Here is a 16,340-nt window from a genome sequence, read left to right on the forward strand (position 1 = left end):
TTAGTTAAAAGAAATTTTATGTTTAATAAGTTTATCCATAGACCAGTACTAGCTATGGCTATATCTCTTGTGATTATTTTCATGGGTATACTGGCTATCAATAATTTACCAACATCACAGTTTCCGTCAATTGCTCCACCTAGGGTAGTGGTTAGTATTGCTTATCCTGGAGCAAGTGCTAATGTGTTGGTAAACTCCGTGTTAATACCGTTGGAGAAATCAATTAACGGTACTCCTGGAATGAAATATATGACATCGGATGCAACCAGCGCCGGTGAAGCAACTATACAGGTAGTATTTAATTTAGGAACCGACCCAAGTCAGGCAGTTGTAAATGTTAAGAACCGGATAGAGCAAGTGTCTAATCGATTGCCCGAACTGGTACAGCGAGAAGGTATTATTGTAAATAAGGCGCAACCAAACATGTTAATGTATGTAAACTTGTTTAGTAATGATAAAAAGGCCGATCAAAAGTTTCTTTACAATTATGCCAGTGTAAATATACTGCCGGAGTTAAAACGTTTAAATGGTGTAGGAAGTGCCAAAATTTTAGGGAGTAGACAATATGCAATGCGTATTTGGTTGAAACCAGATCGTATGAGAGCATACAATGTTTCTACCGATGAAGTGATGGAGGCTCTAGAGTCTCAGAGTATTATTGGTTCTCCTGGTAGATTAGGAAGAAGTTCTGGTAAAAAATCACAATCGTTAGAATATGTATTAACCTATGGAGGTAGGTATAATGAAACCTCACAGTATGAGAATATCATTATCCGTGCAAATGCAGATGGTGAAATATTACATTTAAAAGATGTTGCAGATGTTGAATTAGGTAGTGAATTTTATGATATCTATTCAAATTTAGATAATCATCCTTCCGCAGCAATTACCCTTAAACAAACCTATGGTAGTAATGCTAATGATGTAATCAAGGAAGTTAAAGAGAAGCTTGCAGAAATTAAAGATTCATCCTTCCCTCCAGGGATGGATTATCAAATTAGCTATGATGTATCTAACTTCCTCGATGCATCTATTGATAAAGTAGTACACACTTTAGGAGAAGCATTTATTTTGGTAGCTATTGTAGTATTCTTATTCTTAGGAGATGTACGATCAACTTTAATTCCGGCCATTGCGGTACCGGTATCTTTAGTGGGAGCCTTTATCTTTATGCAGTTTTTTGGACTAACGATTAATCTGATTACCTTATTTGCTTTAGTATTAGCAATTGGGGTAGTAGTGGATGATGCGATTGTAGTAGTGGAGGCTGTTCATGCTAAGATGGAAGAAGAGCATCTTTCGCCCTACAAAGCAGTACAAAAAGTATTGCACGAAATTAGTGGGGCAGTAATAGCAATTACGTTATTAATGGCGGCGGTGTTTGTACCAGTATCATTTATGACAGGTCCTGTTGGTATCTTCTATAGACAGTTCTCTATTACTATGGCAACATCCATTGTATTATCTGGTTTAGTAGCGTTAACGCTTACACCGGTATTATGTGCCATGATTTTGAAAAATAATCATGGGAAGCCTAGAAAAAAATCTCTGGTTAACAAATTTATTACATGGTTTAATACTCGTTTTGATAAGCTTACCGGTAGATATGGTAATTTCTTAGAGAAAATTGTAAACAGAAGATTGGTTACCTTCGGATTGTTAATTGCATTCTGTGGAGGTATCTATGTAACTACAAATAGTTTACCAGCCGGATTTATTCCTGCAGAGGATCAGGGGATGATTTATGCTATTATTCAAACCCCTCCGGGTTCTACGTTGGAAAGAACCAATGATATTGCTAGAGAATTGCAAGAAATAGCTGAGCATGTAGAAGGAATAGAATCGGTTTCTGCGCTTGCAGGATATGAAGTGCTTACAGAAGGTAGAGGGTCTAATGCAGGTACTTGTTTAATCAACCTTAAAAATTGGGATGAGCGTAAACACACGGCGGTAGAAATAATTGAAGAATTAGAGGAGCAAGCAAAAGAAATACCAGGAGCCACTATTGAGTTTTTCCAGCCACCGGCCGTACCTGGTTATGGTGCTGCAGGAGGTTTCTCTCTCAGATTACTTGATAAAACCAACTCTGGCGATTATAAGTCTTTTGAAAAGGTAAATGATGACTTTATGGCTGCTCTAAGAAAGAGAAAAGAGCTAACAGGTTTGTTTACTTTCTTTGCGGCTAATTATCCACAATATGAGTTAGAAATTGATAATAAAGCTGCTATGCAGAAAGGGGTTTCAATTGCTAAAGCTATGGATAATCTTTCTATCTTAATTGGTAGTACGTACGAACAAGGATTCATTAGGTTTGGTAGTTTCTATAAGGTATATGTTCAGGCAGCGCCTGAGTACAGAAGATTACCAGATGATCTTATGAAACTATATGTAAAGAATGCTAATGATGAGATGGTACCGTACTCTGCTTTTATGAAAATTCATAAAACACAAGGACTTAATGAGATTACCCGTTACAATATGTATACATCTTCTGCAATTAATGGTTCTCCTGCCGCCGGATACAGTAGTGGTGAAGCTATTAAAATTATACAACAAGTTGCAAAAGATACGTTGCCTAGAGGGTATGATATAGACTGGTTAGGATTGTCTAAAGACGAGGTTTCTCGTGGAAATGAGGCTATTTATATTTTCTTAATTGTATTAGGCTTTGTGTACATTGTATTAGCTGCTCAGTACGAAAGCTTTATTTTACCATTGGCAGTAATATGCTCTTTACCTGCAGGTATTTTTGGATCTTTCTTACTATTAAAATTAATGGGACTTGCTAATGATATTTATGCACAGGTTGGTCTGGTAATGCTGGTAGGGTTGCTCGGTAAAAATGCCGTCTTAATTGTTGAGTTTGCTATACAAAAACGACATGAAGGATTTAGTATTTTGGCAGCAGCTATAGAAGGAGCTAAGGTACGTTTCCGTCCTATTTTAATGACATCATTTGCTTTTATAGCTGGTTTAATACCGTTGGTAATAGCCACCGGTCCAGGAGCTATTGGTAATAAAACCATTGGTGCATCGGCAGCAGGAGGTATGTTATTGGGTACTATTTTCGGGGTTATTATTGTTCCGGGACTATACTACATATTTGGTTCTATAGCAGATGGTAGACATTTAATTAGAGATGAACACGAAACTCCATTAACAGAAGAAAGAAATTATGAAAATGAATAAGAGGTATTATTTATTTGTATTTGTAGCAGGTATTGCTTTAAACTTTACGTCGTGTAAAGTACCTGAAGTAGTTCAGAAATCTGAAAACATAAATCTTCCTGACCAATACGGTCAGGAAGAAAATGACAGTACCACGGTTTCCTTGGCACCATGGAAAGAATATTTTAAAGATCCCTATTTGCAGGATTTAATTACTGAGGCTCTTGATAACAATCAGGAATTAAGTATGACTTTGCAGGAAATTGAAATTGCCCGAAGTGAAGTAAAAGCTAAAAAAGGGGAGTATTTACCTAGTGTAGGCTTGAAGGCTGGTGCTGGAGTAGATAAAAAAGCAAGATATACCAGTTTAGGTGCTAGTGAAGCTACTACTGATATTAGGCCAGGGGAAGAAATGCCCGAACCTTTACAAGATTATTTGTTTGGAGCTTACGCAACCTGGGAAGTGGATATTTGGAAGAAATTACGAAATTCTAAAAAGGCTGCTGTAAGCAGATATTTAGCTTCTGTAGAGGGAAAGAATTTTGTAGTGACCAATCTGGTTGCAGAAATAGCGAGCTCTTACTATGAGTTATTAGCGTTAGATAATGAATTAAAAATTGTTAATCAGAATATAAAAATTCAGACGAATGCATTAAAAGTAGTAAAACTTCAGAAGGAAGCTGCTAAGGTAACCGAACTTGCAGTCAAGAAATTTGAGGCAGAGTTATTAAACTCTAAGAGCTTACAGTATAATGTAAAACAGGAAATAACAGTTGCTGAAAATAAAATCAATTTCTTACTGGGTAGATATCCACAGCCAATTCAAAGAGATTCGGGTGTCTTTTTAAATGTATTACCAGAATCTTTACAAAAAGGAATCCCTTCTGATTTATTGCAGAACCGTCCTGATATACGTCAGGCAGAGATGGAGTTAGCGGCTAGTAAATTAGATGTAAAGGTAGCTAAGGCTCGATTTTATCCGTCATTAGGAATCTCTGCTAATATTGGTTATCAAGCTTTTAATCCAAAGTATCTTTTAGATACTCCAGAGTCGTTAATGTATTCTATTGGTGGGGATATTTTGGCGCCTTTAATAAATAGAAATGAAATTAAGGCAACTTATATCGCAGCTAACGCAAAGCAAATACAAGCAGTATATAAGTATGAACAAACTGTGTTAAATGCCTATATAGAAGTAGCCAATCAGCTTTCTAAAATAGATAATTTAAGTAAAAGTTACGAGTTGAAATCACAACAAGTAGATGCACTTTCTAAATCTATTAGTATTTCTGGGGTTTTATTTAAATCTGCTAGAGCAGATTATATGGAGGTTTTAATGACACAGCGAGATGCATTAGAAACTAAGTTTGAACTAATTGAAACAAAAATGCAACAGCTAAGCGCCATGGTTCAGGTTTACAGAGTCTTAGGTGGTGGCTGGGAGTAAATAATTTATAACCTTTTTCTGAGTAGTTTATTGTTTTGAGTAAAGGAGGCTGTCTTAAAAGGCAGTCTCCTTTCGTTTTTCTTTGAATTACTTCATTTAAAATTACTCTAAATATATTTTACTCCTAGTACCTATGTCGGTACGGTCATTAAATTTAAAATCAAAATATTCTGCTTGTCCTTTAGTTCCTTTAACAGTTGTAATAGCTCTACCAATTTCTTTGCCTTTTTTGTCAAAAGCTTTAGCGGAAATGTTGGCATCAAAATTTTTATTAAAAATGAGGTAGGTGGTAAGTATATTTTTACTTGTTTTTGTACTATCTGTAGTTATTTTAAATGCTCCGGTTTCTATACCGTTAGACTGCAACTCATCAGACAAAACAAGTTCACATTCTAATGTTTCTTCAACGCCCTTAGATACACCTTCAAAAAATTCTGTAGCAGTTTTCCCAACATTTTTACCACCAGTGTTTATTTTTTCTTTGGTATCGTGATTCATAAAGTTACATCCTGTAAATAAGAAAGAACTTATAGATAATGCCATTATAATTTTTTTCATATTTATTGGTATTAAGTAATAACGGTTATAGTTAATTTTAGGTATAAAAATATTGAATTAAAAATACTTTATAAATGCTAATTTATATTGTTGGCTAATCAAAATTAAATAAATACTTGGACTTACAAAGGTGTTTTTAAATGATACCTTAACCTACCAAAACTCTTTTAGAAGAAGTATTGGCATTGTTAAATTGAAATTTGATAAGTAGGGAATGTTAAAAAAGGCAGTAAGAGTTACTAAAGATATACTTTAAATTAAACATTTTTTTTGGAAATATATCTAGATAAACTATCGTTTTGTATGGGAGTTTATTTTGTATATAGATACTTATAAAATTTGATACTAGGTTGACACATTTTTTTTGTTAAAAAAAAATAGAGAACAATGTAGTTATAGATTTTTTATTAATTTTACAATGAATTGTATTATAGATACTTATGAGAAGCATATATATTAAATTTTCGGTTTTGTTTCTTTTATCTGCGTCAGCATTTGGACAAGTGGATGGCTCAAAGTCTGGTAATGTGACTATTAAAGCAGAATCTGATACCAAAACAACACTTTCTCAGAGTACTTCTTTGTTGTTAGGAGAACAAACAGATACTCCCAAATCGTTGTTAGGAGACAAGAAAGATGAAATTTCTATGCTTCCTAAAGAACAGTTCTTATCTAATAACAACATCAAGATAGCTAATAAGATTAATAAAAGTCTTAAAGAGGGAAGTATGGATTTATCACAGTTTAAACGTGATCAGTTTTTAGGTGATGTTAAGACGAATTCTAAAAAGCTTAAAATTATTTGTAGAGATTATCAGTATGTAGATGGCGATCGAATTAAAATAATGCTTAATGATACTGTAGTTAAATATAATATGATTTTGGAAGGTGGATATCATGGTTTTGAAATAGATATACCATCTGGATTTAATAAGCTTGATTTTATAGCTCTTAATATGGGAACTTCATTTCCAAATACTGCTGAGTTATTAATGTATGACGATAATGATCAGTTAGTAACTTCTTCGCAATGGAACCTTTACACAGGGTTTATGGCTACGTTAGTTGTAGTTAAAGACTAAGCTTTATAGCTTTTATAAGATATTATTGAGACCTTTAAAGGTTTTAATACTGTATTTTAAATTGTAAGAATAGCTTAATTAAATAAAATCAAAGTTATTACCAGAGCAAATAGCGCCTTTAAGCTTTTTAAACAACCCCATTTATTTTATTCTATAATTAAGATTAAAATGTTCCGAGACTTGACTCGAAATAGAAATGCAATGCTTACTATTAAATGACTTATGGGCTTGCCCCGAAGTAGTTTACTACTAAAAAAAATATTTTTTTGAGTTGCTCTATAGCAAATGATATTTATCAGGTCGCTGTAAAAAAGAAAGGCATACTTTTGAAATGTAATAAGTAAAACTCTTTAACCAGTTTTAAAGGGATTGGGGTTAAGTTGTAATATGCTTACTAATTATTTGGTTTTGGTAAAACCGCCAGTAATAACTAATTATTGGCGGTTTTTAATTTAATTCATTATCTTATAGAAAAAAACTAGTATATGTTTTTTTCATACTATAAAAAATTACTACTACTTCTTATTATGATTACCTCTTTTAGCTTGTCGTGTACACAGGAAGTAAAGAAGGATGCAGTTCAGGGATTTTATCAGTCAGAGTTTTTTAAAAGGGTACAGATGGAATCTGTTTTCGATGATTCAAAAACATTTGTAGACATGAAACCTAATGTTTCTAAGCAAAAAATTTTGGAGATATATGAAAATGAAAAGCTACACCCCGATTTTAATCTCAAGAAATTTGTAGATAAATACTTTACAACCACAAAATCTATAAAGTCTAATTTTATTACAGATTCTACAAAGAATATGTATCAGCATATTTCGAGTATGTGGCCTGTATTAACCAGAAATGCCGATAAATTTCACCCCTATGGTTCTAGAATTCCATTACCCTATCCCTATGTTGTTCCTGGCGGAAGGTTTAGAGAAATATATTATTGGGATAGCTATTTTACCATGCAAGGTCTGTTAGTTGATGGTAAAAGAGAACTGGCACAACATATGGTAGATAATTTTAGTTTCTTGATAGACTCTTTAGGTTTTATACCTAACGGAAATAGAAATTATTATTTATCGCGCTCACAACCTCCGTTTTATACACTTATGGTAACTGCTTTAGCAAAAGGAGATAGCGCTATTGTTAATAGGTATTCTTCGTATATTTTAAAAGAATATAATTATTGGATGAAGGGTGAAGACAAAATCGAGGGTATATATAAACCTATTAATGCTGTTTTTAAAACTAACGATGGTACTTTTTTAAATCGTTACTGGGATTATAAGAATAGCCCAAGAGAAGAGTCCTTTAAAGAAGATTCTTTATTAGCAAAGAATAACCCTTTAGAAAATTCAGAGAAACTTTATAAAAATTTAAGATCGGCCGCAGCTTCAGGTTGGGATTTTAGTAGTAGATGGTACAAAAAAGATAAAGTGTTTGCTTCTACAAGTACCATAGAAATAGCTCCTATAGATTTAAACTGTTTGTTGTACTTTATGGAAAGACAAATAGCTAATAGTTTTTCTGCTAAAAAAGATTCTATTGGAAAGTCATTATATTTAAAGAAAGCACTAAAACGAAAAAAATTCATTCAAAAACAATTTTGGAATTCTGAAGTTCAATTTTTTACCGATTATACTATTTATGGCAAGAAACCATCTGCTAAGTTAACCTTGGCAGGAGTGTATCCTTTATTTTTTAAAATAGCAACTAAAGAGCAAGCTGAACTCGTTAAGAATAGATTAATAAGTGATTTTTTACAACCTGGAGGTTTACTAACAACACTCACATATTCGGGGCAACAATGGGATGCACCTAATGGCTGGGCACCTTTACAATATATGTCGGTTATAGGATTACTAAATTATGGATATAAAGAAGAGGCCAGAGAAATTATTAAACGTTGGCTAGCTTTAAATGAGAAGGTATATACAAGTACTGGTAAAATGATGGAAAAATATAATGTAGTAGATACACATTTATTGTCGGGAGGAGGAGAATACCAAACACAGGATGGATTTGGTTGGACTAATGGAGTAGCATTAAGCTTTAAGAAATTGTTGGATACAATTAATTAAATAAAAAAGAATGGTGTTTTTTAAATATAAAAACACCATTCTCATATATAAAGAAAATTGGTTAAATAGCTTGATGATATTAGGTAGAAAACTCTTCCTTTCCTCGACAAAAGAGTTTTGCCTGATTGCTTATATCTTCTATCTTTAATTGTTTAGGCAAAAAAGTAGTAAGTTTAGATACCTTTTTCTTATCTTCTTTAGGTAATAAAGTTAACTGTTCATAGGTGTAAAAACCATTTTCATTCAATGTTTTTTCTATTTTAGTATCAATACCTTTAAGAAGTTGTAAATCATCTTTTGTTGAAGTTGTTTGATACTCAACTTTTTCTAATTCATTATTATTATTTATATGTACATTACTATTTGATTGTACAAACACACCTCTATCATATGTTTTTATAGCTCTTATTTGTCCTGGAACACCGAAGTTTGAAATCTTATAATCATTAATAGTATCTTCTTCAGAAATAGTTTGTTGTGAATTTTCCAAAGAATTTTTAGATTTAAAACCAATGTAGCCTAAAATAAGACAGAAAGCGCAGATAATAATAATAATAACGTAATCAAAATTACTTAGTAGGGGGAGGAATAATAACATCGCTATAAATTTCAATATTTTTAGGGTTCAACAAATACTCGTAATTGGGAGCACTTAAAGTAGTAATAATTTTTTGTTAAAAAAAACATAAATAACTTAAATTGAGATATTTGTAAAAAAAACACTTTTTTTTCCTCTTAGTACTTTTTTTTTAAATATTAATACCTAAATTTGAGTATAATTAAAAGGTAAGAATTGAAAAATATAACATTACATCATTACTACGTTACTCTAACAACTCAAATGAGGTGGTAGTTTTGTTGTATATATAATATACCGAGCCCGTTTGAGTAATCAAACGGGCTTTTTTTATTAAAAAATTTAAAATGAATAAATTAAAAATTGCTATTCAAAAATCGGGACGCCTTAATGAAGACTCATTAAGAATCCTTAAAGATTCAGGTATTTCAGTTGACAATGGGATAGATCAATTGAAAGCTTCTGCTAGAAACTTTCCGTTAGAAGTTTTGTATTTACGTAACGGTGATATTCCTCAATACCTAAGAGATGGTGTTGTAGATATTGCTATTTTAGGAGAAAACATTCTTATAGAAAAGGGACAGGATTTACCTGTTATTGAGAAATTAGGTTTTTCAAAGTGTAGAGTATGTATTGCTGTTCCTAAAAATGCTATCTATAATTCTATTAAAGATTTAGATGGAAAAAAAGTGGCTACTTCATATCCAAATACAGTACGTGAATATTTTGATAAAAATAGTGTAGAGGCCAATATACACCTTATTAATGGTTCTGTTGAGATTGCACCTAATATAGGATTGGCCGATGCTATTGTAGATATAGTGTCTAGTGGTAGCACATTGTTTAAAAATAATCTAAAAGAGGTTGAAGAGATTGTTAGAAGTGAAGCGGTTTTAACCATGTCTCCAAAGATTTCAGCAGAATCAAAAGAAATCCTTGATAAGCTTCAATTCAGAATTCAGTCGGTATTAAAAGCTAGGAAATCAAAATATGTATTGTTAAATGCTCCTAATGAAAGGGTAGAGAACATTATAAAAATTCTTCCTGGAATGCGGAGTCCAACGGTGCTACCTTTAGCAGATGAGGGATGGTCTTCTATACACTCTGTAATTAACGAAGAAACCTTCTGGGAAGTAATAGATGAGTTAAAGACAAATGGAGCAGAAGGAATACTAATATGTCCAATTGAAAAAATGGTATTATAATGGAAAAGTTAACGAATCCGGAAATTAATAGTTGGAACGATTTAATTGTAAGACCTACTATTAATGTAGATGATATTGAAGAAACAGTTCACGAAATCTTTACAGAAGTTAGCCATAAAGGTGATGTAGCCATAAATAAGTATACAGAATTGTTTGATGGGGTACAATTATCAAGTATGTTGGTATGTGAATCTGAAATTGAAGAAGCAATTGATTCAATTAGTGATGATTTAAAGGCTGCTATTCAATTGGCAAAAATGAATATCGAAACATTTCATGCCGCTCAAAAAACAGCTACTATAAAAGTAGTTACTCAAGAAGGTGTTGAGTGTTGGCAAGAAAAGAAGCCTATTCAAAAAGTAGGTTTGTATATTCCAGGAGGTTCTGCTCCCTTATTTTCTACTATATTAATGCTAACAGTACCAGCAAAACTGGCAGGCTGTGAAGAGGTTGTTTTATGTACACCTCCCAATAAAGAAGGAAAAATAAATCCGGCTATTTTATATACGGCTCAATTATGTGGTGTTACTAAAATAGTTAAAGTAGGAGGTATACAAGCTATTGCGGGAATGACCTTTGGAACGGAAACAGTTCCTAAGGTTTATAAAATATTTGGTCCGGGGAATCAATTTGTAACCGTAGCAAAACAATTAGCAACTAAGTACGGCGTAGCTATTGATATGCCAGCAGGGCCTTCAGAATTATTAGTTTTTGCAGATGATAGTGCAAACGAAGCTTTTGTGGCATCTGATTTGTTATCACAAGCAGAGCACGGTACCGATAGTCAGGTAATTTTAGTATCTACTTCTGAAGAAATGATAGGTAAAGTAGAAACGGAGTTAGTAGCGCAATTAGTACAGCTTCCTAGAAAGGAAATAGCCACCAAGGCTATAGCACACACCAAGTTAATCTATTTTGATGAAGAGCAAACGGCATTAGATTTTATTAATGCTTACGGACCTGAACACTTTATTATAGCAGCTGAAAATGAGACCGTTTTTGTAAACGGTATACAAAATGCAGGGTCTGTTTTTATAGGAAACTATACACCAGAAAGCGCTGGAGATTATGCTTCTGGTACCAACCATACGTTACCTACCAATGGATATGCAAAGCAATATAGTGGCGTAAACCTTGATAGTTTCTTAAAGAGTATGACGTTTCAGAAAATATCTGCACAGGGGATTCAAACGATTGGTAATGCTATTGAGTTAATGGCCGATGCAGAAGGTTTATTTGCGCACAAAAATGCCGTTACTATCAGATTAAAAAGTTTAGAAAACAATGACTAAGTCTTTTGATATAAATTCTTTGGTAAGAGCAAATATTGCTAAATTAAAAGCGTATTCTTCGGCAAGAGATGAATATTCGGCATCGTGCAATGATATGGTATTTTTAGATGCCAATGAAAACCCGTTCAATAATGGGGTAAACAGATATCCCGACCCATATCAGCGTAAGGTAAAAGAATTACTGGCAGAACAGAAGGGGTGTTCAGTAAATCAAATGTTATTGGGTAATGGAAGCGATGAAGCTTTAGATCTTATTTTTAGAGCGTTTTGCGAGCCTGGAAAAGATACTGTGATAACATTACCGCCAACATATGGTATGTATAAGGTGTTAGCAGATTTAAATGAAATAGAAAATAGAGAGGTATTACTAACTAAAGATTTTGAACCAAACGTAGAGGAAATATTACGTATAGCAGATGCGCATAGCAAATTACTTTTTATTTGTTCACCTAATAATCCTACCGGAAATAGTTTTAAAGCAGAAAAGATAAGGGCACTATTAACTAATTTTTCAGGTTTAGTGGTAATAGATGAAGCGTATATAGACTTTACCTCAAATCATAGCTGGATATCGGAAATGCAAAATTTCCCGAATTTAATAGTAACACAAACCATGTCTAAAGCCTATGCTTTAGCAGGGATACGATTAGGAATCTGTTATGCATCTGAAGATGTTATTACGATTCTTAATAAAATAAAACCGCCTTATAATGTAAATGAGTTAACCCAAAAGCGTGCGCTAGATCAGTTACAAAACCTTAACCTTGTAGAACGTCAGGTTAATATTATTTTAGCAGAAAGAGAAGCATTAATAGAGGCTTTACAAACGTTATCTTTTGTAGATACTATATATCCTACAGATGCTAATTTTATTTTAATAAAGGTAGACAATGCTACTCAACGTTATAATGAATTGTTGGAAAAAGGGATTGTTATTAGAAATAGAACAACACAACCTTTATGTGAAAACACATTACGCATTACTATAGGAACTAAGGAAGAGAACAATATCTTATTGACAGCTTTAAAACAACTTACATAAATGAAAAAAGTATTATTTGTAGATAGAGACGGTACCTTGGTTTATGAGCCAAATGATTATCAATTGGATAGTTTAGAAAAATTAGAGTTCTATCCTAAGGCGATTCAATATATGGCTAAGATCAAGAAGGAATTGGATTATGAAATAGCTATGGTTACCAATCAGGATGGATTGGGAACTGATGCATTTCCGAAGGATACGTTTTGGCCAACGCACAATTTTATTGTAAAAACTTTTGAAAATGAAGGAGTGCCATTTGATGAAATGTTTATTGATAAAACCTATCCGCATGAAAATGCCCCAACTAGAAAGCCAGGTGTAGGAATGTTAACTAAATATATAGGAAACAAGAATTATGATCTAGCTAAGTCATTAGTGGTAGGGGACAGATTAACCGATATGGAGTTGGCTAAAAATTTAGGAGCCAAAGGAATTTTTATTAATGATCATGAGGCTTTGGGAGCAGATGAACTTTCTGTAAGCAGGGTAGTTATGGAAGATACAATTGTATTGGAGACAAATGATTGGGAGAAAATTTATGAGTACTTGAAATTGGTAGATAGAACCGCTGAAATTAAGAGAATTACCAATGAAACCAATATTTACATCAAGTTAAATTTAGATGGTACGGGGGATAGTGATATAGATACGGGGATTGCTTTTTTTGACCACATGTTAGACCAAATAGCACGTCACGGTCAAATGGATTTAACAGTGAAAGTAAATGGTGATTTAGAAGTAGATGAACATCATACTATTGAAGATACAGCTATTGCATTAGGTGAAGTGTTTAGTAAAACCTTAGGAAATAAATTAGGTATTGAAAGATATGGTTTCTGTTTGCCAATGGATGATTGTTTAGCACAAGTTGCCATTGATTTTGGAGGAAGAAACTGGTTGGTTTGGGATGCTGAATTTAATAGAGAAATGGTAGGCAAAATGCCTACGGAAATGTTTTATCATTTCTTCAAATCGTTTACTGATGGAGCCAAAGCAAATTTGAATGTTAAGGCAGAAGGGATAAATGAACATCATAAGATTGAAGCTATTTTTAAGGCTTTCGCCAAAGCTATTAAAACGGCTGTTAAAAGAGATCCAGATAAGATGATATTACCTTCTACTAAAGGAATGTTATAAAATATAAGCCTATGAAGATTGTGATCATAGATTATGGTGCAGGAAATATTAAAAATGTAAAGTTCGCAGTGGAACGTTTGGGGTACCAAGCTATTTTATCTGATGATGAAGCTACTATACGAACTGCTGATAAAGTTATTTTTCCTGGAGTTGGTGAGGCTAGTAGTGCTATGAGGAAATTAGATAGTACTAGACTCTCAATAGTAATACCTACATTGAAACAACCTGTTCTTGGTATTTGTTTAGGAATGCAGTTAATGTGTAAGTCTACAGAAGAAGGGAGTACAGAGGGCTTGGGTATTTTTAATGTAGATGTGTTTAAATTTTCTAAGGAAGTAAAGGTACCACAAATAGGATGGAACCAAATAGAAAATCTTGAGAGTACTATTTTTAATGGTATTAAAGAAAAAGAGTTTATGTATTTGGTACATAGTTATTATGCTCCTTTGTGTAGCGCATCTATTGCACAAACAACTTATGGAATTACCTATAGTTCGGCATTGCAAAAAGACAATTTTTATGGAGTACAGTTTCACCCAGAAAAAAGCAGTGTGGCCGGAGAGAAAATTTTAGAAAACTTTTTAAAAATTTAATGATGCGAATTATTCCTGCTATAGATATTATTGACGGAAAGTGTGTACGACTTTCTAAAGGAGATTATGGTACCAAGAAAATATATAATGAAAATCCGTTAGAGGTTGCTAAAGAGTTTGAAGCTCATGGAATACAATACTTGCATTTGGTAGATTTAGATGGGGCTAAAAGGGGGCATATTGTAAATTATAAAGTCTTAGAGCAAATAGCTTCTAAAACAACTTTGAAAATAGACTTTGGAGGTGGATTGAAGAGTGATGATAACCTTCACATAGCTTTTGAAAGTGGTGCGTCACAAATAACCGGAGGCAGTATTGCGGTTAAAAATTCAGATGTTTTCACAAAATGGATTGAAACATACGGGGCAGATAAAATAATTCTTGGAGCAGATGCTGATAACAAAAAAGTGGCAATTAGTGGTTGGCAAGAAGATTCTGGTCATGATTTAATTCCGTTTATTAAAGGGTATCAGGAGAAAGGAATATTGTATATCATTTGTACAGATATAAGTAAAGATGGAATGTTACAAGGCCCTTCTTTTGAATTGTATGAAGAAATTTTGAGTACTACCAAAGGTGCAAAGCTAATAGCTTCAGGAGGTATTTCGAAATTTGATGAATTACCTAGGTTAAAAGAATTAGGCTGTGAAGGTACTATTATAGGTAAGGCCATTTATGAGCAACGTATTTCATTAAAACAATTGGAGAATTTTATATTGGAAAATAGCTAATAGAAAGCACATGTTAACAAAAAGAATTATTCCGTGTTTAGATATTAAAAATGGTAGAACGGTAAAGGGAGTAAACTTTATGGATTTACGAGATGCCGGTGATCCTGTAGAGCTAGCTGCTGCCTATGCTGCCAATGGAGCAGATGAATTAGTACTTTTAGACATATCGGCTACAGAAGAACGAAGACGAACTTTAGCTACCCTTGTAGAATGTGTAGCTGAAAAAGTGAATATTCCATTTACTGTTGGTGGGGGTATTTCGTCTATTGCAGATGTAGACCTGTTACTCCATAGTGGAGCAGATAAAGTTTCTGTAAACTCATCGGCAGTAAAGCGACCAGAATTGATTAATGAGCTTTCTTCAAAGTTTGGTAGTCAATGTGTAGTGGTAGCCATAGATGCCAAAGAAATAGAGAATGATTGGAGGGTGCATTTGGTAGGAGGTAAGGTATCCACCGAATTAAATTTATTTACTTGGGCTAAAGAAGCGGAAGATAGAGGAGCAGGGGAAATTTTATTTACTTCTATGAATAATGATGGTACTAAAAATGGTTTTGCAAATGAAGCATTAGCCAGATTGTCTGAGGAATTAAACATACCTATAATTGCATCTGGCGGAGCCGGGATTATGCAACATTTTTTAGATACCTTTACAGAAGGAAAAGCAGATGGAGCCTTGGCCGCCAGTGTTTTTCATTACAAAGAAATAGGAATAGCAGAATTAAAACAATATTTGAATACGCATGGGGTTCCGATGAGAATCTGAAATGAGATTGAAAGCATATAGTTTTAATTCAATATTTAAAATAACAGAATAAGTTTTGATAAATGAATATAGATTTCACAAAAAATGCTGATGGATTGGTGCCTGCAATAATACAGGATGCTAAGACTAAAAATGTACTGATGTTAGGTTATATGAATGAAGAAGCCTATAAAATAACCATGGAAACGGGTAAGGTTACTTTTTATAGTAGAACCAAGCAGCGTTTGTGGACCAAAGGAGAGGAGAGTGGTAATTTCTTGAATTTGGTAGAAACTAAAATTGATTGTGATAATGATACGCTTTTAATTGCAGTAAAACCGCAAGGGCCAACTTGCCATAAAGGTGCAGATACTTGTTGGGGTGAAGCCAACTCAAAAGATTATGGATTTTTATCTATACTAGAAGAAACGATTAAGAACCGTAAAGAAAATCCTAATATGGAGGGTAGTTATGTGGCTTCTTTATTTAAAAAAGGAATCAATAAAGTAGCGCAAAAAGTAGGAGAAGAAGCAGTAGAGGTTGTTATTGAGGCAAAAGATAACAATGATGATCTTTTTCTTAACGAAAGTGCAGATTTATTATTTCATTATCTAATTCTTCTTCAGGCAAAAGGGTATAGTTTAAAAGATGTAGAATCAGTTTTAGAAAATCGTCATAATTAAGA

14 protein-coding genes are annotated in these 16,340 nt (G+C 33.2%); 12 read left to right on the top strand and 2 right to left on the bottom strand.

Going from position 1 to position 16,340, the window contains the following annotated elements:
• The first annotated feature begins 18 nt into the window (after positions 1–18).
• Complete coding sequence (locus tag NBRC110019_RS04910; RefSeq protein WP_281752983.1) at positions 19–3,189, top strand: efflux RND transporter permease subunit; 3,171 nt, start codon at positions 19–21, stop codon at positions 3,187–3,189.
• Positions 3,182–4,615, top strand: a complete 1,434-nt coding sequence (locus NBRC110019_RS04915; RefSeq protein WP_281752984.1) for a TolC family protein — start codon at positions 3,182–3,184, stop codon at positions 4,613–4,615. Before NBRC110019_RS04910 ends, NBRC110019_RS04915 begins: the two co-directional genes overlap by 8 nt.
• Positions 4,616–4,717: 102 nt before the next feature.
• Here the strand turns inward: NBRC110019_RS04915 and NBRC110019_RS04920 are convergent, their stop codons facing one another.
• Entirely contained in the window at positions 4,718–5,173 is a 456-nt protein-coding gene (locus tag NBRC110019_RS04920) for a hypothetical protein (RefSeq protein WP_281752985.1), read from the bottom strand.
• Positions 5,174–5,613: 440 nt separating this feature from the next.
• Here NBRC110019_RS04920 and NBRC110019_RS04925 point away from each other — a divergent pair, with 440 nt between their 5' ends.
• On the top strand, positions 5,614–6,255 hold the full coding sequence (locus NBRC110019_RS04925) for a hypothetical protein (protein ID WP_281752986.1): 642 nt from the start codon (positions 5,614–5,616) through the stop codon (positions 6,253–6,255).
• A 485-nt stretch (positions 6,256–6,740) separates the two neighbouring features.
• Positions 6,741–8,333, top strand: coding sequence for a trehalase family glycosidase (locus NBRC110019_RS04930; protein WP_281752987.1), 1,593 nt, complete (start codon positions 6,741–6,743; stop codon positions 8,331–8,333).
• Between the two features lie 79 nt (positions 8,334–8,412).
• Here the strand turns inward: NBRC110019_RS04930 and NBRC110019_RS04935 are convergent, their stop codons facing one another.
• Complete coding sequence (locus NBRC110019_RS04935) at positions 8,413–8,823, bottom strand: helix-hairpin-helix domain-containing protein (RefSeq protein WP_281752988.1); 411 nt, start codon at positions 8,821–8,823, stop codon at positions 8,413–8,415.
• Positions 8,824–9,257: 434 nt separating this feature from the next.
• Here NBRC110019_RS04935 and hisG point away from each other — a divergent pair, with 434 nt between their 5' ends.
• The 8 genes from hisG (at position 9,258) to hisIE (ending at position 16,338) form a co-directional block, all read left to right on the top strand.
• The gene (gene hisG, locus NBRC110019_RS04940) at positions 9,258–10,115 is read left to right on the top strand and encodes an ATP phosphoribosyltransferase (RefSeq protein ID WP_281752989.1); all 858 of its coding nucleotides are present in this window, start codon (positions 9,258–9,260) and stop codon (positions 10,113–10,115) included.
• Positions 10,115–11,407 carry a histidinol dehydrogenase gene (gene hisD, locus NBRC110019_RS04945; RefSeq protein ID WP_281752990.1) on the top strand — a complete coding sequence of 431 codons (1,293 nt, stop codon included), beginning with the start codon at positions 10,115–10,117 and terminating at the stop codon, positions 11,405–11,407. The genes hisG and hisD overlap by 1 nt, the downstream gene beginning before the upstream one ends.
• Entirely contained in the window at positions 11,400–12,449 is a 1,050-nt protein-coding gene (gene hisC, locus NBRC110019_RS04950) for a histidinol-phosphate transaminase (RefSeq protein ID WP_281752991.1), read from the top strand. Before hisD ends, hisC begins: the two co-directional genes overlap by 8 nt.
• Positions 12,450–13,586 carry a bifunctional histidinol-phosphatase/imidazoleglycerol-phosphate dehydratase HisB gene (hisB, locus tag NBRC110019_RS04955; protein WP_281752992.1) on the top strand — a complete coding sequence of 379 codons (1,137 nt, stop codon included), beginning with the start codon at positions 12,450–12,452 and terminating at the stop codon, positions 13,584–13,586.
• A gap of 11 nt (positions 13,587–13,597) precedes the next feature.
• Positions 13,598–14,179 (top strand): imidazole glycerol phosphate synthase subunit HisH, encoded by a 582-nt coding sequence (gene hisH / locus NBRC110019_RS04960; protein WP_281752993.1) that lies wholly within the window; start codon positions 13,598–13,600, stop codon positions 14,177–14,179.
• Positions 14,180–14,181: 2 nt separating this feature from the next.
• Entirely contained in the window at positions 14,182–14,910 is a 729-nt protein-coding gene (hisA, locus tag NBRC110019_RS04965; RefSeq protein WP_281753047.1) for a 1-(5-phosphoribosyl)-5-[(5-phosphoribosylamino)methylideneamino]imidazole-4-carboxamide isomerase, read from the top strand.
• Between the two features lie 10 nt (positions 14,911–14,920).
• Entirely contained in the window at positions 14,921–15,676 is a 756-nt protein-coding gene (gene hisF, locus NBRC110019_RS04970) for an imidazole glycerol phosphate synthase subunit HisF (protein ID WP_281752994.1), read from the top strand.
• A 62-nt stretch (positions 15,677–15,738) separates the two neighbouring features.
• The gene (gene hisIE / locus NBRC110019_RS04975; RefSeq protein WP_281752995.1) at positions 15,739–16,338 is read left to right on the top strand and encodes a bifunctional phosphoribosyl-AMP cyclohydrolase/phosphoribosyl-ATP diphosphatase HisIE; all 600 of its coding nucleotides are present in this window, start codon (positions 15,739–15,741) and stop codon (positions 16,336–16,338) included.
• Positions 16,339–16,340 lie beyond the last annotated feature (2 nt).

Source organism: Neptunitalea chrysea, assembly GCF_027924145.1.
Taxonomy (GTDB): Bacteria; Bacteroidota; Bacteroidia; order Flavobacteriales; family Flavobacteriaceae; genus Neptunitalea; species Neptunitalea chrysea.